Raw genomic sequence first — 18,721 nt, forward strand, 5'->3', positions numbered from 1 at the left:
GTTTTCTGAGATAACTAATACGGGACGGACACACCGGGGCGCCAGCCCCAGCCATGAATCGGCTTCCGTGACGGCCTGCGGTGACGCACTACAGGAAGAGGTGAGGACGTGCCCACGAGGCGCTCCGTCGTGATCGGCGTGGACAGCTCCACGCAGTCCACCAAGGCCGTGGCCGTCGACGCCGACACCGGCGAGCTCCTCGCCGTCGGCCGCGCCCCGCACACCGTCACCGGCTCCGCCGGCGCACGCGAGAGCGACCCCGAGGAGTGGTGGAGCGCCCTCGTGACGGCCGTCCGCGCGGCGGTACGGGACGCCGGCGTCCCGGCCGGAGCCGTCACCGGCATCGCCGTCGCCGGACAGCAGCACGGGCTCGTCACCCTCGGCGCGGACCGCCGCCCCCTGCGTCCCGCGCTGCTCTGGAACGACACCCGCTCCGCCCCCCAGGCCGCCGCCCTCGCCGCCCGTCTCGGCGGCCCCGCAGCCTGGCTGGAACGCACGGGCTCGGTGCCCGTCGCCTCCATGACCGCCGCGAAGTGGCAGTGGTTGCGCGAGCACGAACCCCGCCGTGCGGAGGCCGTCGCGGGGGTCCGCCTCCCGCACGACCACCTCACGGAGCGCCTCACCGGGATCGCGGTGACCGACCCCGGGGACGCCTCGGGAACGTGCTGGTACGGGAGGGGCGCCCGCGGCGGCGAGGGCGCGGCAGGGACCGAGGGGCTCCGCGACTCGACGGGCGGGCTCGACGGCAAGGAGTCCGCCGGTGCCTACGACCCCGAGATCCTGGACCTCGTCGGACTCGACCCGGCCCTGCTGCCCGCCGTCGCACCCGGCGGCGCCACCCGCGTGGGCACCCTGACCCCGGCCGCCGCCGAGGCCCTCGGGCTGCCCCGTACCGTCGTCGTCGCCGCCGGGACCGGCGACAACATGGCCGCCGCGGTCGGCCTCGGCCTCGGCGGTGCGGGCCTCCTCGACCACCCGGTCGTCAGCCTCGGCACCTCGGGCACGGTCTTCGCCGCGACCCGCGCGCGCCCGGCGGACCCCGGCCTCGCGGGCTTCGCCGCCACCGACGGGACGCACCTTCCGCTCGGCTGCACCCTCAACTGCACGCTCGCCGTCGACCGGTTCGCCACGCTCCTGGGCCTGGACCGCGAGGACGCGTCACCGGGCGGAGGCGACGGCGGTGGAGTCGTCGTACTGCCCTACCTCGACGGCGAACGCACCCCCGACCTGCCGCACGCGGCCGGCCTGGTCACCGGCCTGCGGCACGGCACGGACCCGCGGTCGGTCCTCGGTGCCGCCTACGAGGGCGCGGCCTTCACGGTGCTGCGCGCCCTCGACCACCTCCTCGCCGCCTGCGGCCTGGACCCGGCCGCCCCCGACGTACGGGACCGGCCGCTGCGCCTCATCGGCGGCGGGGCGCGGGGCCGGACCTGGACCGAGACCGTCCGCAGACTCTCCGGCCGCCCCCTGGTCGTCCCGGCCGCCGAGGAGCTCGTGGCCCTCGGCGCCGCGGCCCTCGCGGCGGGCGCGGTGACGGGGGCGGACCCGGTGGCCCTGACGACGGCCTGGGGCACGGGCACGGGCGAGATCCTGCCCGCGGTCGGCCGCGACGAGGAGACCTGGAACCGCATCGCGGGGGTCCTGTCGGCCGCGACGCCGGCCTTGCTGTCAACGACCGTCGAAGAGGTGGGCCAGGGTGGTCGGGGTGAGGCGGATGTCGTCGAAGTCGACGCGGCATCCCTCGCCGACGGGTGACTGGACCTCGATGCCGGCCCGTACGGGACCGGGGCCGTCCAGGGCGAACTGCCGCACCAGGCGCCAGGACTCGCCGTCGTCCGAGACGTGGAAGGCGAAGCCCGCACCGATCCGGCTGATGCGCAGCCACAGGGCTTCGCCCGCGACCGGGCCCGCGAGCGCGTCGTCGGACCGGCCGCGGGTCACGACGGAGAAGACGCTGGGAGTTCCGTCGGGTGCCTGCTCGAAGTTGAGCTTGGCCCAGTGGTCGTCGTCGGAGCGGATGAACAGGGCCCCCGCGTCCCACGCCGACCGGAAGCCGACGCGAAGGCGGGCCGAGAGCTGCCAGTCGCCGTCCGGGGGAGTGGTCAGGGCCACGGCGGCGTCACGCCGGGCCGCCCCGCCGACCGGGTCCGTGAAGGCGTCCGTGTGCGGGGCGGCCGTGACGGTGAGGACGCCGTCGGCGAGGGACCACGCGGCGGGGGCGGTGACCCAGTCGAGGCCGAGGGGGAGAGAGGTGTCGACATTCATGACGTCATGATCGTGAGCCGGCCGTCAGCGTGCCAGGGACTCCGCGGAGGATCCAAGAAGTGGCACGAGAGTCCAACTCGGTGCCCCTCCGGGGAGCGAGCCGCGCGAACTGCCGTCCGTGTCCCCCTGATGCGGTGGATCCACGGCCGGCCGGCCGTCGGCGACGACGCCCGACGCCGGGCCCCGCCCGGGGGGTCGGCGACCGCGTCCGACGTCCGAGGCCTGCCGATCGGTGACCACCCCGGATGCCTGCCGATCGGTGACCACCCCGGATGCCTGGCCGAGCGGTGACCCGTGCCGACGCGTGTCGCCCGACGTCCGAGGGCCTGACCCAGGGCCCCGGCCGCCCGGCCTGCCGGCGCCCGAGGTCCGATGCCCGGCCCCGGCGCCGCCCGCCGGGGCCGGGGCGGTCCTCTCCTCAGGTCGCGCCGCCCGCCGCCCCGGTCCTCCCCTCAGGTCGCGCCGCCCGCCCCCGTCGTGACGCGCCGCTGGTGCACCCGCAGGTGCAGGGTCGCCAGGTCCAGGAGCGGGGTCGCCACGCCCAGCGCACGCGCGCGCGTGGTGAGGTCGCCGAAGAGGTGCTCGACCTCGGTCGGTCGGCCCGCCGCCAGGTCCCGGTAGAGGGACGGAACCATCGGCGACCCCGGCGCGGCCACCACGGCGAGCGTCGTCGCCCGCTCCGCCTCCGGTAGGGGGTGTCCGGCCGCGTCGGCGACCGCGGACGCCTCGGCGAGCAGCGCCGGGGCCAGGGAGGGACCGCCCGGGGTGTCGTGGACGTCGCCGACCGTACCCCGCATCAGGCTGGTCACGGCGCCGAGGGTCGTGATGAACACCCACTTGTGCCACATCGCCGTGACCACGTGCTCCGGCTCCGGCGAGGCGATGCCCGCCTCCTCCAGCACCGCCCGGAACTTCGCCACGCGCGCGGAGCGCGTGCCGTCCTGCTCGCCGAGCGTCAGATGGGCCAGGGGGGCGAGCCGTCGGATGTCACCGGTCTCGTCGAGCGTGGTGACCACCTTGGCCACGCCACCGAGGACGACCGAGGTCCCGAAGCGGGCGTTGAGGGCGTCGATGTGGGCGAGACCGTTGAGGAGCGGGACGACGGCCGTGTCCGGTCCGACGGCCGGCACGATGTCCTCGATCGCCTGATCGAGGCCGGTGGACTTCACCGACAGCAGCACGAGGTCGTACGCGGTGTCGAGCGCGTCGGCCGTCACGAGGCGGGGCGCGAGGACCCATTCCTCGTCCCGGCCCACCACCCGGAGCCCGCGCTCGCGCAGCGCCGCCGCACGGGCCGGGCGGACCAGGAAGGTGACGTCCTGTCCGGCGCGGGCGAGCAGGGCGCCGAAGTAGCCACCGGTGGCACCGGCGCCGACGACCAGGATCTTCATCGTTGTGAACCTCTCGTGGGGCGCCCCGGGGGCGCGGTGGTGAGCGGGGGGCCGAGCAGGGGCCGGAGCAGCCGGTGGGGCCGGGCGAGCGCGGCGGTCACCGGGTCGTCGTCCGGGGTGGCGGGTGCGAGTCCCGGGCCCGGGGCGACCACGACGTCCGCGACGGGGACAGCCGTGCCGCAGCTCGTACAGCGTCCGTCCGCGTCGAGCGGTGCCTCGTCCCCGGCGTGCCGGAAGACGCGGCGCGGCCCGCCGTCGGCCGCGTGGAACTCCTCGCCCCAGGAGGTGAGCGCGCGGACCGCCGGCCAGAGGGCGATCCCCTTGGGCGTGAGCCCGTACACCTCGCGGCGGCCCGTGCCGGTACCGGGACGGCGCTCCAGGACGCCCGCCGCGGTGAGGGCGGTGAGCCGGTCGGTGAGCACGGCCCGGGGCACGCCCAGGTGCGCGGCGAACTCCCCGAACCTGCGGACCCCGTAGAAGGCGTCGCGCAGGATCAGCAGCGTCCAGCGTTCGCCGACGATCTCCATGGAGCGGGCGAGGGCGCAGGTCTGACCGCGGTAGTCACGCGGAAGCGTCATGGTCATGACCCTAGTGCACAAGAGTTCGGTGACTGAACCGTTTGGGTCGGGTGGTGCCGCACTCCGGCGGCGGAGCTGTTTTCGGGTGAGCGAAAGGGGCGGCTAGGCTCGCGCTCACCATGAACCAGCCCACGGAACCCAAGGCCGACAAGTCGGGCGTGCGCCGGCACAACCTGAGTCTCGTCCTGCGGACCGTCCACGACGCGGGCGAGACGACCCGGGCGGCCGTCGCCGCCCGCGTCGGACTCACCCGGCCCGCCGTCTCCTCCCTCGTCGAGCAGCTCCTCGAACTGGGCTTCCTCGTCGAATCGGGCAAGACGTTCAGCGGGCAGGCGGGACGGCCGGGCACCGTCCTGAAACCCGCGGACACCGGCCCCGCCGGCCTCGGCGTCGAGATCAACGTCGACTACGTGACGGTCTGCGTCGTCGACCTCACCGGCACCGACCGCGTCCGCCGCACCGAGCGCCTCGACAACCGCGCCGCCGGTGCCCCCGACGTGCTGGCCCGCGCCGCCCGGATCGCCGCCGACGTCCTCGACACGGCCGCCGCAAGACGCCTCGCCCCGGCGGCTGCCGGACTCGCCCTGCCGGGCCTCGTCTCCGGCGGAGCCGTCCGGCAGGCACCCAACCTCGGCTGGTACGAGGTCGACGCCGAGCGCCTCTTCGGCGAGGCCCTCACCGCGCTGCGCCCCGGCACCGCGGGCCTCCCCCTCACCTCCGACAACGAGGCCAACATGGCCGCCCTCGCCGAGCTGTGGTTCGGCACGCTCGGCGACCTCCGGACCTTTCTGCACCTGACGGGCGAGATCGGCGTGGGCGGCGCGATCGTCGTCCACGGCGAACTCCTGCGCGGCGCGCACGGCTTCGCCGGAGAGATCGGCCATCTGGTCGTCGACGCCGGGGGCCCGCGCTGCCGCTGCGGCTCACGAGGGTGCCTGGAGCAGTACGCGGGCCAGGCCGCGCTCCTCGGAGCGGCGCGGGCCGCCGACGTCACCGACCTGGCGGACCTCGCCGGGGCGGGGGAGCCGCGTGCCCTCGCGGCGCTCGCCGAGGCGGGCAGGATGCTCGGGCGCGCCCTGTCGGGCGCCGTGAACCTCCTCGACCCCGAGGCGGTCGTCCTCGGCGGCATCTACCCGCACCTCATGCCGTGGCTCGTCCCCGCCCTGGCCGAGGAGCTCTCCGACCGCGTCGTCTCCGGCCTCTGGACCCCGGACGCGGGCCGCCTCCGTCCGGCCTCGGCCACCACGGACGCCTCCCGGGGCGCGGCGGCCCTCGTCCTCCACGACGTCCTGGCCGACCCCCTCGCGTACGCCACGGGGACGGGGGCCTGACGCGGGGTCACAACCCCGCGCGACTCGCCGGCACGTCGACGAACGGCCGGGTCAGGTGGGCCGTCGCGAGGACCGCCCCGCCGGCGGCGGCACGCGCGAGCAGGTCCTCCCGCGAGGCCCGGGCGGTCGCGGGGTCGCGCTCGTGGGCGTAGGCCACGGCGGGCGCGGCGAGCTGCACGGCGTGTACGAGGAGATCGCCGGTGACCAGGACGTCCCGGCCGTCCGGCCGTTCGACCAGGACGGACTGGTGGCCGGGGGTGTGCCCGGGGGTGGGCAGCAGCGTGACACCCGGGCGCAGCCGGTGCCTGCCGTCGACCTCGTGCAGTTGCCCTGCGGCGCGGAGCGGTTCCACCACCCAGTCCCACACCGGGTCGAGGCGGTCGAGGGCGGCCGTCTCCGCCCGCTGGACGACGTACCGGGCGTCGGGGAAGAACGGCCGGCCGGCGGCGTCGGCGGCCCAGCCGGTGTGGTCCTCGTGCAGATGCGTCAGAACGACGGTGTGGACGTCCGCCCGGTCGATCCCGGCCCGCGCGAGTACGTCCGGCAGCCGGCCGGGCACAGGGCACCAGGGCGCGCCGGGTCCCTCGGCGGGTCCGACGCCCGCGTCGATCAGCGTCCAGCCCGAACCGTCGGGGTCGGCGACGGCGAAGCAGCGGAAGTCCAGCCGCCACGCGCCGTCGGGCCCGAACGCGCCGGGGTCGAGGGCCGCGGCGGCCGCCCAGTCCGCCGCGACCGCCCCGGGGAACGCGTCGCGCGCCGCCTTGAAGAACAGCCCGGTGGCGTCCAAGAGTGCCGTCACCGGGCCCGACCGCGTCCATTCGCTGCTGCTCGACATGACACCGACCCTGCCATCGCCGGGACCCGCGCGTACAGGAGATCGATCACTCTCATCCCGCTCTCACGCCGGCCTTATCCCGTCATCACGCGCCGCCCCTAGCTTCACGCCCATGTTCTTCACCTACCTCCGGCGCGAACTGCGCCGCCGCAGAAAGGCGGCGCTCGTCGTCGCCTCCGGGCTCGCGCTCGGGATCGCGCTGGTCATCGTCGTCAACTCCGTGTCCTCCGGCATGAACCAGGCCCAGGGCAAGGTCCTGGAGTCCCTCTACGGTCTCGGTACGGACCTGACGGTGACCAAGGCGCAGGAACGGCCCGCGGACGGTGCGCAGCCGCAGCGCCCCCGGTTCGAGTTCCAGGGCAAGGACGAGGGCGAGGAGCAGAGCAGCGACCGGCTGATGGTCCAGGGCTTCCAGACCCTCGCGGACTCCACCGTCGCCACGGTCGCCGGACAGCCGGGTGTCGACCGCGCGGTGGGCGGGCTCAGCCTCGTCAACCTCAAGATCAACGGAGAGTTCGCGCGGGGACGGATCCAGCGCGGTCAGACCCAGCAGGGTCCGCCGGGCGCCGAGACCGGCGGCAACGGGTCCGGCATCGGCGGCGGTTCCGGTGGCGGCTCCGGACCCGGTGACACGGTCACCGGCGGCGGCGCGGCCTTCGACGTCGACTCCTTCACGCTCTACGGCACCGACGTCACCGCCCCCGACCTCGGCCCCCTCACCACCTCCACCGTCTCCCAGGGCCGTACCTTCGAGACCACCGAGACGGACGCCGCGGTCGCCGTCGTCGACAGTGCCTACGCCCAGGAGAAGGACCTCGCCGTAGGCGACGAACTGACCGTGAAGAACGTCGCGTTCGAGATCGTCGGCATCGCGACCGCCGACCGGGGACAGGCCGCCGCCCAGGTCTATCTGCCGCTGAAGCGGGCGCAGACGCTCTCGGCCTCCGCGGCCGAGATCACCACGATCTATGTGAAGGCGACCGACTCGACGCGGATCGACGCGGTCAAGACCGCCATCCAGAAGAACGTCACCGGCACCACCGTCACCACCTCGGCCGACCTGGCCCAGACGGTGTCCGGCTCGCTCGACACCGCCGCCGACCTCGCCTCGAACGTGGGCAAGTGGCTCTCGTACGCCGTGCTGCTCGCCGCCGTCCTCGTCGCCGGCCTCCTCACCTCCTCCGCCGTCACCCGCCGGGTCCGTGAGTTCGGCACGCTCAAGGCACTCGGCTGGAAGAGCGGCCGCGTCACCCGTCAGGTGGTCGGCGAGGCCCTCGTCAACGGCTTCATCGGCGGTGCCCTCGGCATCGCGATCGGCCTGGCCGGCGCCTACGCGGTGACCGCCGTCAGCCCCACGCTCACCGCCGAACTCGGCTCGACCGGCGGCATGTTCGGTGGAGGCGGCGGTGGCGGCCGGGGTGGCATGGTCTTCGGCGGCGGTCCCGCAGGTACGGCGGCCGGAAAGACCGTCGACATCGCCCTCACCGCCCCGGTCAGCGTCACCACGGTGGGTCTCGCCGTCCTCCTCGCCCTCGGCGGCGGCCTCGTCGCGGGAGCCTTCGGGGCCTGGCGCGCCTCGCGGCTGCGCCCCGCCGACGCGCTGCGCCGCGTCGAGTAGCAGCGCCCGAACCCACCTACGTACAAAAGGAGTCGGATCATGTACGAACTCATCGGCGTCACCAAGCAGTACCGGCGGGGGCAGGAGAGAGTCGACGCGCTCGCCGGGGTCGACCTCACGCTCGCGCAGGGCGACCGGCTGGTCATCCAGGGTCCCACGGGCGGCGGCAAGTCGACGCTCCTCCAGATGCTCGGCGGCCTCGACCGCCCGACCTCGGGCCGGGTCCTGCTCGACGGCACCGACCTCGCCGCGCTTCCCGAGCGCAAGCTGACCGCGGTCCGCGGCCAGAACATCGGCTTCGTCTTCCAGAGCTTCAACCTCATCCCCACGCTCACCGCCCAGGAGAACGTGGAGACCGCGCTCGTCCCGCTCGGCGTCAAGCCCGCCGAGCGGCGGAGCCGGGCCGCCGAGGCCCTGGAGTCGGTCGGGCTCGGCGAACGCAGCGGGCATCTCCCGTCCGAGCTCTCCGGCGGCCAGCAGCAGCGGGTGGCGATCGCCCGCGCGCTCGTGAAGCGCCCGAAGGTGCTGCTCGCCGACGAACCCACCGGAAACCTCGACGAGTCGATGCGCGACGAGATCGTCGAGCTGCTCGAAGGGCTGTGGAAGGAACACGGGCTGACCTTCGTCATGGTCACCCACGACAGCGCGATCGCCCGCCGGGCGCCCCGCCTCGCCACGATCCGCAAGGGCCGGATCACGATCAAGGAGAACCCCCGGGCGGCGACGCCGGACCGGGCGTCGGCCCCGGTGCCGGGCACGGCGTCGGACCCGGTCGAGGCCTGACCGGCCGACCCGACCGCCCCGACTCGCGGGCGGCTGCACCGGCACGCCGTGGCCGCGCAGACAGGCCGGCGGACCGATGGCCGAACCGAAGTACGGCGTGGTCCGCGCCTCGACGCGCAGATGCGGACCCGTCACCCGCCTGGTCGCCCCCCGACCGTGCGGGTGACGGTATGTCGGATGATCTTCACGGGCCGTCGTCACAGGGGTGCAGGTCCGGTACGCCGCGGCGAACGTCCCGAATGCCGGGGCCTCAGGTTCTTCGGCCAAGGCTTCACCGGCGGCCGTTGTCAGTGGGTGCCCCTACCGTTTTCACCATGACGACGACCTATCTGGAGCTGTCGCAGGACGACGGCGGCGCCCACAAGTTCTACGAAGTGACCGTCGAGGACCTCGCGGTGTCGGTCCGTTACGGCCGGATCGGGACGGCGGGCCAGACACAGAGCTCCACGTTCCCCACGGTGGCGAAGGCGCAGGCGGCCGCGGCGAAGAAGATAGGGGAGAAGGTCCGCAAGGGATACGCCCCGGCGGTCCGGGGACAGCGGGCCGCCCGCGCCGTGACGCGCCGCGCGGTGACCTCCGCGCCCTCCACCGCCCGCGCCGTCGCCCCCGTCCTGTGGCGCTTCCGGACCGGGTCGGCCGCCTTCGGCATCCACGTCGACGAGGAGCGCTGCTGGGTCGGCAACCAGGCGGGGGACGTCTTCACGCTCGACCGCTCCGGCGAGGTGCAGGCCCGGTTCAGCCTGCCCGACGGAGTCAAGTGCCTGGTCGCCGACGACTTCTGGATCTACGCCGGGTGTGACGACGGCAAGGTGTACGACCTGTCGTCGAAGCTGCCCTTCGCCGCGTACGACATCGCCACCGACGTCGACATCTTCTGGCTCGACATCCACGAGGGCGTCCTGCACGTCGCCGACCGCTCGGGGCGGCTCACCGTCATCGACCACGAGGACGAGCACCAGTGGGCGCGCGGCGGCCAGGGCGAGCACGCCTGGATGGTCCGCGCCGACGGGGACGCCGTCTACTACGGGGACACGCGGGGCGTCGCCGCCCACGCGCCGGACGGCGGCGGCGAGCTGTGGCACACGGCCACCGAGGGCGGGGTGCTCTTCGGCTGGCAGGAGGACACCGCGGTCTACGCGGGCACGGCCCGCAAGAAGGTCCAGCGGCTCGCCAAGAAGGACGGGCGCGTCGAGGCGGTCTACAGCTGCGACAGCCCCGTGTACTCCTGTGCCACCTCGCCCGGCGGCCGGTTCGTCTTCGCGGCCGACTCGGCCTCCTCCGTCTACTGCTTCGCGGAGGACGGCACCCGGCTGTGGAAGCTCGGCACGGGAGGGGGCTCCGCGCTCTCCATGCAGTACCGCGACGAGCGCCTCTACCTGGTGACCACGGACGGTTCGCTGGTCTGCGTGGACGCGAGCGAGGCGGCCATCCAGGCCGCCCAGGGCGGTACGGTGCCGGTCGCGCGGGACATCAAGCTCGCCGCGGCCATGCCGGTGTACGAGCCGGCGACGACCGTCACCGCCGTCACCACCGTCAGCGTCGCCCCGGCCGGTTCGGTGGTCGTGGAGTGTGTGAACGAGTCGGGCAGGACACGGGTCCGGGTCCTCTCCGAGGGCTACGACTCCGCGTGGAACGTGCAGTTCCCGCGCGCCATCAGGGAGCCCGGCGCGCGGTACGTGGTCGATGCCCTGCACGCGGCCGCGGGAGGCTTCTACCGGGTTCGCGGTGACATCCGGCGGCTGCAGTGACGGCGGGCCACGGGGGCGGCGGCACGTTCGCGGCGGCCACGGGGGACGGCCCGCCGGTGCCCCCGGCGGACGTCGAACAGCGGTCGAGGGAGGTCCGGGCCGCCCTCGACGGGCTGCTCCAGATCAGACGGCTGACACACCGCCGGGACGGGGGTGACCCGAAGGCCGTCCCGGCCGACTGGGAGCGCCGGCAGCCGGTCCGCGCGGTGGCCCTCGCCCTGGAGTCGGGCGGCCTCACGCCCTCGGGCGTGGACGCCTCCGGGGCGCGGATCGTCACGGGCTACCGCGTCCGGCCGGGGGACCGGCCGGGAACGGCCGTGGTCGAGTGGCTGGGCCCGGCGGGCTCGGGAGCGGCCCAGGAGGAGGCGGCGACCCTCGGCGCCTGCGTGCCCGCGCTGGCGCGACTCGGCTGGGAGGCCCTGCTGTACAAGGGGCCGCGCGGGCGCCGCTTCCTGGAGGTGGAGCCGATGGCGGGCTGAACCCGGAAGGGCACGGCCCTCCCCGGTGGCTCAGGCGATGGAGGCGGAGACGATCGCCGAGACCGCGATGTTGCAGGAGGCGGTCACCCAGACGGCGGGGTGCGGCTCGGGGTCGACCAGGGTGGCGCCCAGCTTGCCCGGCGTGACCAGGTCCACGACCAGGAACGCCACGGCCATCATCACCAGGCCGAGCAGGCCGAACGCGGCCGTCGACACGAGGCCCTTGCCGAAGTTGTCGTACGTGGTCCAGATCGAGGTGAAGACGATGCCGCCGATGCCCAGGAGCGCGGAGCTCAGCAGGATCGCGGCGTTGCGGTTGCGGTCCTCCCAGATCTGCCGGCGGAGCTTGCCGGGGGTCAGCAGATCCACGAGGACTATGCCGAGGATCAGCAGGACCACGCCGAGTGCGCCGTAGGCGCCGGCCCGGCCGAGGCCGTTGACGATGTCGCTCATGGTGTGCCGGTCTCCGGGAATTCGCGATCACGGGGGATCAGTGGTCAAGGACCGGCAAAATGTAGCGCACGCGTCAACAGCAGTCGCCGCCCGCCCGGGAATCGGGCGGACGGCGAGCGGTCGGGCGGGGAGGCGCGGACGCCGTCATGCCCCCGGCGGGGGTTCTCTGCGCGGGGACGCGACTCCGGCGAAGAGAGGCGCCTGCCAGGCGGCGCCCGCGAGCACGCGGAGCGGGCCTGGAGGTATGTCCTGGTGCCTCGGGCCGCCTTGCGTCTGTGTCATGGACGGCTCCCGTCCTTCCGGGGGGAGGGGGTGGGCGGAGCTGGGGCGGGTCGGAGCGGGGTGGCGTAGGTACTGAGGAAGAGCGCCTCGGCCAGCGCCATGTGCTCGATCTCGGAAGGGTCCACGCTCTCGTTGGGCGCGTGGATGAGACAGCCGGGCTCCTCGACGCCGATCAGGGCGATCTCGGCGGTGGGGAAGTGGGCGGCGAGCACGTTGCAGAGCGGGATCGAACCGCCCTGCCCCGACTGGACCATGTCCTTCCCGTACGCCTCGCGGAGCGCCGTCGCCAGCGCCCGGTAGGCGGGGCCGTCGGTCCTCGCCCGGAACGGCCGGCCGCCGCTCTCCGGCTCCACCTCCACGCGGGCGCCCCACGGGGCGGCCGAGGTCAGATGGGCGGCGAGGGCGCGCTGGGCGTCGTCGGCGTCGACCCCCGGCGGGATCCGCAGGCTGACCCGGGCGCTCACCTTGGCCTGGACGGCGGCCGAAGACCCCACCACCGGCGGGCAGTCGATGCCGAGCACGGTGACGGCGGGCCGGGCCCAGAGCTCGTCGGCGACCGAACCCGTACCGACCAGGGACACCCCGTCGAGGACGCCGGCATCGGCGCGGAACTGTTCGGCCGGGTAGTCCACACCGTCCCAGGCGCCGTCGCCGGGCAGCCCCTTGATCACGGTGTTGCCGTGTTCGTCGCGGAGGCTGTCGAGGATCCGGATCAGCGCGGCCAGGGCGTCGGGCGCGGGGCCGCCGAACATGCCGGAGTGCATCGCCCCCTTCAGGGTGGAGACGGTGACGACGACGTTGGCGAGCCCGCGCAGTGAGGTGGTCGTGGTGGGCAGACCGCGCTCGAAGTTGCCGGTGTCGCAGATCAGCAGGGTGTCGGCGGCGAACAGTTCCGGCTGCAGGGGGACGAGCCGCTCCAGGCCGCCGGTGCCCTGTTCCTCCGAACCCTCCGCCACGAACTTGATGTTCACGGGAAATCCCCGGCCGTCCGGACCGCCGAGCGCGCGGAGGGCGGTGAGGTGCATGGCGATGTTGCCCTTGCAGTCGGCCGAGCCACGGCCGTACCAGCGCCCGTCACGCTCGGTGAGTTCGAAGGGCGGGGTCTCCCACGCCGCGTCGTCCAGTGGCGGCTGTACGTCGTAGTGGCAGTACAGGAGGACGGTGGGCGCCCCCTCGGGGCCCGGCGCGTGCCCCACGACCGCGTCCGTGCCGTCGGGGGTCGTCACCCGCCGCATGTCCTGGAGCCCCGCCTCGGTGAAGGCCCGTACGAGGAAGTCGGCTGCCTTCGCGCACTCCTCCGGGGGGAACTGGCGGGCGTCGGCGACCGATCGCATCGCCACGAGCTCGGTCAGGTCCTCCTTCGCCCGGGGCATCAGGGCTCGGACCTTCTCCCGCAGGGCTTCGGTCCCGGTGGACTCGGCGGTCATGCGTACCCACTTCCCTCGGGCCGTGGCGGGGCGCGGCTCAGCGGAGCCCGGGACGGCGGCGGCCCTCTCACCCAACCATCGGTGGACAAGTGCCGCAAAAGGTGACCCGTACGGAGTAGGCGCCCGGGGTCCCGAGCGGCGGAGCCCGGACAGGGAGACGACAGTGGACCGCGTACGAGTCCGCCCTTTCCTCCTCCCGCACCTGGAGCATCACATGGGCCACCCCAACCGACGCGACCTCGGGCTCCTCGTGCTGCGGGTCGGCACCGGAGCCGTACTCGCCGCCCACGGAACCCAGAAGCTCTTCGGCTGGTTCGGCGGCGGAGGCATCGAGGGCACCACCAAGGCCATGGAGGCCATGGGCTTCCACCCGGGCCGGGAGAGCGCCATCGCCGCCGGTCTCGGCGAGGCGGGCGGCGGCGCCCTGCTCGCCCTCGGACTCGCCACCCCGGCCGCCGGAGCCGCGGCCGCCGGAGCCATGACCGGCGCCGTCGCCGTCCACGCCCCGGCCGGCTTCTTCGCCCAGAGCGGCGGCTACGAGTACCCGGCCTTCCTGGGCTTCGTCGCCGCCGCGATCGGGGTCACCGGCGCGGGCCGGTACTCCCTCGACCACGCCACGGACCATGTCCTCGACCGTCCCTGGGTGGTGGCCGCCGCCTTCCTCGGCACCGCGATCGCCGCCGCGGCCGTGGTCAACCGGCGGGCCGACGACCAGGCCGCCGCCGAGGCCACGGCGGAGGACGCGGCGCCGGAATCCGTGTGAAGCGGGCCGAGGACGGGGGCCCGCACGCGTCCGCCGCGCGGGAGGGTTAGGCTCGCCGCAGAGGAAGGGACGGTCGCCGCGCATGAAGATCGATCTGACGGACACCAACTCCAGCAAGATCAACAAGGCGATCCTGGACGGCCGCAGGGCCGTCGGCACACCCGCCGCCGGTGTCGTGCTCACCCTGGTCGTCGTCACCGACGAGGAGAACGCCTACGACGCGGTGAAGGCCGCCAACGACGCCTCCCGGGAACACCCCTCCCGCATCCTGGTGGTCATCAAGCGCCACGCCCGCTCGCCCCGCGGGCGCCACGAGACCCGGCTCGACGCCGAGGTCCGGCTCGGCACCGACGCCGGTTCGGGCGAGACGGTGCTGCTCCGGCTCCACGGCGAACTCGGCGACCGTGCCGACTCCGTGGTCCTGCCGCTGCTCCTGCCCGACGCCCCCGTCGTCGTCTGGTGGCCCGTCGACGCTCCCGAGGTGCCCTCCCGCGATCCACTGGGCTCACTCGCCCAGCGCCGCATCACCGACATGTACGCCGTCGAGGACCCCCTCGCCGCCCTGGAGAAGCGGGCCGCCTCGTACGCCCCCGGGGACACCGACCTCGCCTGGACCCGGCTCACCCCGTGGCGCTCCATGCTCGCCGCCGCGCTGGACCAGGCCCCGCTGACCGTGACCTCGGCCGCCGTCGAGAGCGAGGCCGAGAACCCGAGCGCCGAACTCCTCGCCCGCTGGTTCGAGGTCCGGCTGGGCGTCCCCGTCGACCGGATCGTCACCGACGGGCCCGTCGTCACGGCCGTCCGCATGGGCACCGCGGACGGCGAGATCCGCATCGACCGGCCCGAGGGGCCGGTGGCGCGGCTCTCCATCCCCGGGCAGCCCAGCCGGGTCCTCGCCCTCAAGGTCCGGACGACGGCCGAGCTGATCGCCGAGGAACTACGCCGCCTCGACCCGGACGACGCGTACGCGGCGTCCCTGCGCGGCCACGGCCCGGCGGCGAGGCAGACGGGCGACCTGCGGTCCCACGCATGATCTGCGGGGCCTGTGAGCCCAGCGGGGCTCGTGAGACCAGCCCGGGATCCGCTGCCCTGTGAGCCCAGCGGAGCCCGTGAGACCAGCCCGGGACGGGATCCGCTCCGGACCTCGCGGGACCCGCGGGTCCCGCGCCTGACGTCGTGGAGGCCGTGGAACCCGTGGGGCCCGCGACCCGACCCGGGCCGACGCCCCCGCCGGCACCACGGCCTCGGCGTCGGCCCCGGCTCCGGGCCTCAGGGCTTCTCGAACACCATGACGAAGTCGGCCATCTCCCGCACGCGCGGAACGTCCGGGTCCGGGAGCGCGAGAAGCCGCTCCTGTGCCTCGGCCACCAGGCGGGTGGCGTCGCCCGTGACCGACCAGGCGCCGGTGAAGAGGCCGCCCGACAGGGAGCGGGCCATCGCGCGGGGCGACACCCGGAAGGCCGTGGGGCGTTCGGAGGCCGTGCCCCGGTAGACGAGCCCGCGGGCCTCGGCGATCGGTGCGAGGGTCCACGGACCGTCCTGACGGGTCCGGAGCGGGTCGAGCCGGTCCTCCAGCTCGCCCACCACGGCCCCGATGTCGTCCGTGGGGCGGGTGCCCCCGGCCGGGATCACCAGATAGCGGCCTCCCGGGCGCAGGACCCGGGCGACCTCGTCGAAGACCCTCCCGTGGTCGGGCCCCGTGTGCAGCAGCCAGGTGGACACCGCCTGGCTCACCGAGGAGGTCCGTACCGGAAGCCGGCAGGCGTCCGCCACCGTCACCCGCGGGCCGAGCCGCTCCAGGGCCCGGGCGAGCATCCCGGTCGACAGGTCGAGCCCGTACACCACGTGTCCGCGTGCGGTCAGTTCGGCCGCCACGATGCCCGTGCCCACGCCGATGTCGAGCACCGGGCGGTCGGGGTCGAGCAGGGGCGCGAGCTGCTCGGCGAAGCCGGCGGCCCGGGCCGTGCCGCCGCGCGAGGCGTCGTACCCGGGGGCGATCGCGTCGAACTCCGCCGTACCGGAGGGCGAAGTCATCCGTCTGTCTCCATTCGTCTGTCCGCCGTCGGGGCGACGGGTCAGGCCTCGGGCGTGAAGGCCACGGGCAGGGTCGCCATACCGCGCAGGATGCCCTCGCGCCGGCTCAGGTCCGCGTCCGGGTCGGCGAGCCGCAGGTCGGGGAAGCGGCGCAGCAGCGTACCGATGGCGATCCGCGCCTCCGCACGGGCCAGCGGCGCACCCAGGCAGAAATGCACGCCATGGCCGAAAGCGAGCTGTTGCGGAACCTCGCGGCGTGCCACGTCGAGGATGTCGGGACGGTCGTAGCGGCCAGGGTCGCGGTTGGCGGCGGCGAGCCCGATGATGATCATCTCGCCCGGCGGGACGGTGACCCCGCCGATCTCGTACGCGTCGGTGGTGAAGCGGGCGACTCCGCGGCTCACCGGGCCCTCGTAGCGCAGGAGTTCATCGATCGCCCCCGGCAGCAGCGCGGGGTCGTCGCGGAGCGCGGCGAACTGGTCCGGGTGGCGCAGCAGGGCGTGGACGCCGTTGGCGATGAGGCTCGCCGTCGTCTCGTGGCCGGCGAGCGTGAGCAGGATCGTCATCGCCGTCAGCTCACGGTCGCTGATCCGCTCCTCCGCCTGCGCGGCGCACAGCGCGCTCAGTAGATCGTCCTTCGGGTCCGCCTTCCGCTGCGCGATCAACGGTTCGAAGAACTCCGTGAGTTCGGCTCGCGCGCGAGCACCCTTGGCGAGCCTCTCCGGGGTGTTGGGCGGCATGATCAGACCGACCGCGAGGCGGGCGAAGTCGGGTTGACCCTTGGCCGGGATGCCGATGAGCTCGCTGAGGACGGCCATGGGGAGCGGCAGCGCGAACTCGGAGACGAGATCGGCGGTTCCACGTGTCGCGAAGGCGTCGAGGAAGGCGTCGGTGTGCGCCTGGACGCGGGGCGCGAGCTGCTCCACCCGGCGGGCCGTGAAGGCCTTCGAGACGAGGTTGCGCAGCCGCGTGTGGTCCTCGCCGTTGGCGACGAGCATGCTGGCCATCAGGACGTTGGTGCGCTCCTGGTGGGCCATCTCCTCCTCAAGTCCTTTCACCCCGACGGGACTACTGCTGAGCCGCGGGTCGGTGAGTGCGGCGACGGCCTCGTCGTAACCCGTGACCATCCAGACTTCAAGAGTGGGATTCAGCCGCACGCGCTGGACGACACCGTGCTCGCGGATGCGCTCGAAGAGCGGGTAGGGGTTGGGCTGTTGGGCCACGTTTACCGGGACATCGTGAATGATTGTCTGCTCTTGACCGGTCATCTTCCGTAACTCCCCGATGATTTGTGAAAGATCTCTGGCAGGTAGTCATACCAGCCACCCCAGTTGCGTGGTAGCGTCACCGGCGCTCGGCTCGGATTGATGTTCGGAGAAGGACCGGCGAACTGCCGGTGACAAGATCGGCGAGGCGCTCCACCCACCGGTGACCGGCGCCTCGTGCAGCTCGACTCGGTAGCAGCCAAGGCCTCAACCAGGCCCGATGCGCAGGGGGAGACGTTTCGTGGAGCAAGCGGCAGCCGTGGACCCGATTCTGGATCTGGCCCGTCCGTCGATCCTGCGGAACCCGTACCCGTCGTACGCCCGGATGCGTGAGACCTCCCCCGTCCTGTGGCACGAACTGCTCGGTTCCTGGGTCCTGACCCGGCACGCCGACTGCCTCGCCGTGCTCACCGACAGCAACCGCTTCGCCTCCGACTGGCGGCGCGCCGGGGAGGAGATCCCCGCCCCGCTGCTCAGTGTGCAGACCCTCGACCCTCCGGAGCACACCGCCATCAGGCACCTGCTGCTCGACGGTTTCCGGGCACAGGACCGCCAGGCGCTCAACGACGGCCTGGAGGGGCAGATCGCCGATCTGCTCGCGGAGTTGGCCCGGCGCCCCTCCTTCGATCTCGTCGGGGAGCTCGCCGAGCCGGTGGCGCTCCGCTTCGTGACCGCCTTTCTGGGCGTCGAGGCTCCCGGGCTCGACTGGTTCGTGCCCATGTCCCGTACCGTCGTGGACGGCATGGACGCCGGCCTCTGGCCCGAGAAGCACGAACCGGCCGTCGCGGCCCGCGCCCGGCTCGCGGAGTACGCGGGCGGGTGGCTCGCGGACCCGCCCAAGGAAGGTCTCATCGCGTACGTCGCCGAACACGCGGCGGACAGCGGCGTGGCAGAAACGGTTCTGCGCAACAGTCTGCGCGCCGTCCTCCACGCCGGCTACGAATCCGCCTCCCGGCTCCTCGGCAACGCGGCGGCCGGCCTCCTCACCACCCCCGGCGCGCTCGAAGCGTTCCGGGCGACCCCGGCCACGGCCGTGGACGAACTCATCCGGTACGACGCACCGGTCCAGGCGGACGCCCGGGTCTGCGTCACCGACACCGAACTGGGTGGCGTCACGATGAAGGCGGGTGATCCGGTCACGCTCTTCCTGGGCGCGGCCAATCACGACCCGCTCCGTTTCGCCCACCCCGCAGAGCTGCGACTCGACCGCGCCCCGAACCCGCACCTCGGGTTCGGCCGCGGGGCCCATGCCTGTCTGGGCGCGTCCATGGCGATCCGGCTCACCGGATCGGTCCTGGGTGCCCTGGCCAGGGACTATCCGCAGGCAAGGGCAGTCGCGGAACCGGAACACCGGCGCAATCTGACCCTCCGCGGTCTCGACCGCTTTGAGGTCACCCTGCGTCCAGACACGGGGGAGGAGGTACGACCATGAAGTACTGGCACTGAAACCAGTGAGCGTGCGGCCCGTC

At 73.8% G+C, this 18,721-nt stretch carries 17 protein-coding genes; 9 read left to right on the forward strand and 8 right to left on the reverse strand.

The genetic code is table 11. The annotated features are described in order from the left end of the window. Nucleotides 1-108: 108 nt before the first annotated feature. The gene (locus IF00_RS0103605) at nucleotides 109-1,755 is read left to right on the forward strand and encodes an FGGY family carbohydrate kinase (protein WP_078944520.1); all 1,647 of its coding nucleotides are present in this window, start codon (nucleotides 109-111) and stop codon (nucleotides 1,753-1,755) included. On the opposite strand, the gene IF00_RS0103610 is transcribed toward IF00_RS0103605, so the two are convergent. The 3 genes from IF00_RS0103610 to IF00_RS0103625 form a co-directional block, all read right to left on the reverse strand. Beyond that, nucleotides 1,669-2,265, reverse strand: coding sequence for a DUF1349 domain-containing protein (locus IF00_RS0103610; protein WP_030314102.1), 597 nt, complete (start codon nucleotides 2,263-2,265; stop codon nucleotides 1,669-1,671). The genes IF00_RS0103605 and IF00_RS0103610 overlap by 87 nt on opposite strands. Before the next feature lie 452 nt (nucleotides 2,266-2,717). After that, nucleotides 2,718-3,656: a ketopantoate reductase family protein gene (locus tag IF00_RS0103620; RefSeq protein ID WP_030314104.1), complete on the reverse strand. Its 939-nt coding sequence runs from the start codon at nucleotides 3,654-3,656 to the stop codon at nucleotides 2,718-2,720. Then, the gene (locus tag IF00_RS0103625; RefSeq protein ID WP_030314105.1) at nucleotides 3,653-4,234 is read right to left on the reverse strand and encodes a winged helix-turn-helix transcriptional regulator; all 582 of its coding nucleotides are present in this window, start codon (nucleotides 4,232-4,234) and stop codon (nucleotides 3,653-3,655) included. Before IF00_RS0103625 ends, IF00_RS0103620 begins: the two co-directional genes overlap by 4 nt. A gap of 119 nt (nucleotides 4,235-4,353) precedes the next feature. Here IF00_RS0103625 and IF00_RS0103630 point away from each other — a divergent pair, with 119 nt between their 5' ends. Next, complete coding sequence (locus IF00_RS0103630; protein ID WP_030314106.1) at nucleotides 4,354-5,565, forward strand: ROK family transcriptional regulator; 1,212 nt, start codon at nucleotides 4,354-4,356, stop codon at nucleotides 5,563-5,565. Between the two features lie 7 nt (nucleotides 5,566-5,572). Here IF00_RS0103630 and IF00_RS0103635 read toward each other — a convergent pair whose 3' ends face one another. Next, complete coding sequence (locus IF00_RS0103635; RefSeq protein ID WP_051819767.1) at nucleotides 5,573-6,400, reverse strand: MBL fold metallo-hydrolase; 828 nt, start codon at nucleotides 6,398-6,400, stop codon at nucleotides 5,573-5,575. 112 nt (nucleotides 6,401-6,512) lie between these two features. Here IF00_RS0103635 and IF00_RS0103640 point away from each other — a divergent pair, with 112 nt between their 5' ends. From IF00_RS0103640 to IF00_RS0103655, 4 genes are all read left to right on the forward strand, one after another. Further along, nucleotides 6,513-8,018, forward strand: coding sequence for an ABC transporter permease (locus tag IF00_RS0103640; RefSeq protein ID WP_030314109.1), 1,506 nt, complete (start codon nucleotides 6,513-6,515; stop codon nucleotides 8,016-8,018). 39 nt (nucleotides 8,019-8,057) lie between these two features. Then, complete coding sequence (locus IF00_RS0103645) at nucleotides 8,058-8,801, forward strand: ABC transporter ATP-binding protein (RefSeq protein ID WP_051819768.1); 744 nt, start codon at nucleotides 8,058-8,060, stop codon at nucleotides 8,799-8,801. Nucleotides 8,802-9,115: 314 nt separating this feature from the next. Beyond that, nucleotides 9,116-10,549, forward strand: a complete 1,434-nt coding sequence (locus IF00_RS0103650; RefSeq protein ID WP_030314112.1) for a WGR domain-containing protein — start codon at nucleotides 9,116-9,118, stop codon at nucleotides 10,547-10,549. Beyond that, nucleotides 10,546-11,028 (forward strand): hypothetical protein, encoded by a 483-nt coding sequence (locus tag IF00_RS0103655; RefSeq protein ID WP_030314113.1) that lies wholly within the window; start codon nucleotides 10,546-10,548, stop codon nucleotides 11,026-11,028. Before IF00_RS0103650 ends, IF00_RS0103655 begins: the two co-directional genes overlap by 4 nt. A 30-nt stretch (nucleotides 11,029-11,058) precedes the next feature. Here IF00_RS0103655 and IF00_RS0103660 read toward each other — a convergent pair whose 3' ends face one another. Together IF00_RS0103660 and IF00_RS0103665 are read right to left on the reverse strand one after the other, a co-directional pair. Further along, nucleotides 11,059-11,481 carry a DUF350 domain-containing protein gene (locus IF00_RS0103660; protein WP_030314115.1) on the reverse strand — a complete coding sequence of 141 codons (423 nt, stop codon included), beginning with the start codon at nucleotides 11,479-11,481 and terminating at the stop codon, nucleotides 11,059-11,061. Nucleotides 11,482-11,759: 278 nt separating this feature from the next. Then, entirely contained in the window at nucleotides 11,760-13,190 is a 1,431-nt protein-coding gene (locus tag IF00_RS0103665; RefSeq protein ID WP_051819770.1) for a dipeptidase, read from the reverse strand. Between the two features lie 214 nt (nucleotides 13,191-13,404). Between IF00_RS0103665 and IF00_RS0103670 the strand changes: the two genes are divergently transcribed. Both IF00_RS0103670 and opcA read left to right on the forward strand, forming a co-directional pair. Next, entirely contained in the window at nucleotides 13,405-13,953 is a 549-nt protein-coding gene (locus IF00_RS0103670; RefSeq protein ID WP_030314120.1) for a DoxX family protein, read from the forward strand. An 82-nt stretch (nucleotides 13,954-14,035) separates the two neighbouring features. Then, complete coding sequence (opcA, locus tag IF00_RS0103675) at nucleotides 14,036-14,986, forward strand: glucose-6-phosphate dehydrogenase assembly protein OpcA (RefSeq protein WP_030314122.1); 951 nt, start codon at nucleotides 14,036-14,038, stop codon at nucleotides 14,984-14,986. A 236-nt stretch (nucleotides 14,987-15,222) separates the two neighbouring features. On the opposite strand, the gene IF00_RS42530 is transcribed toward opcA, so the two are convergent. Further along, nucleotides 15,223-15,987, reverse strand: coding sequence for a class I SAM-dependent methyltransferase (locus IF00_RS42530; RefSeq protein ID WP_051819772.1), 765 nt, complete (start codon nucleotides 15,985-15,987; stop codon nucleotides 15,223-15,225). Between the two features lie 41 nt (nucleotides 15,988-16,028). Continuing rightward, on the reverse strand, nucleotides 16,029-17,210 hold the full coding sequence (locus IF00_RS0103685) for a cytochrome P450 family protein (RefSeq protein ID WP_051819776.1): 1,182 nt from the start codon (nucleotides 17,208-17,210) through the stop codon (nucleotides 16,029-16,031). 283 nt (nucleotides 17,211-17,493) lie between these two features. Between IF00_RS0103685 and IF00_RS0103690 the strand changes: the two genes are divergently transcribed. Beyond that, the gene (locus IF00_RS0103690; RefSeq protein WP_158710425.1) at nucleotides 17,494-18,684 is read left to right on the forward strand and encodes a cytochrome P450; all 1,191 of its coding nucleotides are present in this window, start codon (nucleotides 17,494-17,496) and stop codon (nucleotides 18,682-18,684) included. Nucleotides 18,685-18,721: the final 37 nt, after the last annotated feature.

The sequence above is a fragment of the Streptomyces flavochromogenes genome, from assembly GCF_000717595.1.
Taxonomy (GTDB): domain Bacteria; phylum Actinomycetota; class Actinomycetes; order Streptomycetales; family Streptomycetaceae; genus Streptomyces; species Streptomyces flavochromogenes.

Coding starts and splice junctions, on each gene's coding strand:
- IF00_RS42530 (WP_051819772.1), bottom strand. CDS start 15,987: ATGACTTCGCCCTCCGGTACGGCGGAGTTCGACGCGATCGCCCCCGGG.
- IF00_RS0103660 (WP_030314115.1), bottom strand. CDS start 11,481: ATGAGCGACATCGTCAACGGCCTCGGCCGGGCCGGCGCCTACGGCGCA.
- IF00_RS0103635 (WP_051819767.1), bottom strand. CDS start 6,400: ATGTCGAGCAGCAGCGAATGGACGCGGTCGGGCCCGGTGACGGCACTC.
- IF00_RS0103645 (WP_051819768.1), top strand. CDS start 8,058: ATGTACGAACTCATCGGCGTCACCAAGCAGTACCGGCGGGGGCAGGAG.
- IF00_RS0103650 (WP_030314112.1), top strand. CDS start 9,116: ATGACGACGACCTATCTGGAGCTGTCGCAGGACGACGGCGGCGCCCAC.
- IF00_RS0103620 (WP_030314104.1), bottom strand. CDS start 3,656: ATGAAGATCCTGGTCGTCGGCGCCGGTGCCACCGGTGGCTACTTCGGC.
- IF00_RS0103640 (WP_030314109.1), top strand. CDS start 6,513: ATGTTCTTCACCTACCTCCGGCGCGAACTGCGCCGCCGCAGAAAGGCG.
- IF00_RS0103610 (WP_030314102.1), bottom strand. CDS start 2,265: ATGAATGTCGACACCTCTCTCCCCCTCGGCCTCGACTGGGTCACCGCC.
- opcA (WP_030314122.1), top strand. CDS start 14,036: ATGAAGATCGATCTGACGGACACCAACTCCAGCAAGATCAACAAGGCG.
- IF00_RS0103665 (WP_051819770.1), bottom strand. CDS start 13,190: ATGACCGCCGAGTCCACCGGGACCGAAGCCCTGCGGGAGAAGGTCCGA.
- IF00_RS0103630 (WP_030314106.1), top strand. CDS start 4,354: ATGAACCAGCCCACGGAACCCAAGGCCGACAAGTCGGGCGTGCGCCGG.
- IF00_RS0103625 (WP_030314105.1), bottom strand. CDS start 4,234: ATGACGCTTCCGCGTGACTACCGCGGTCAGACCTGCGCCCTCGCCCGC.
- IF00_RS0103670 (WP_030314120.1), top strand. CDS start 13,405: ATGGGCCACCCCAACCGACGCGACCTCGGGCTCCTCGTGCTGCGGGTC.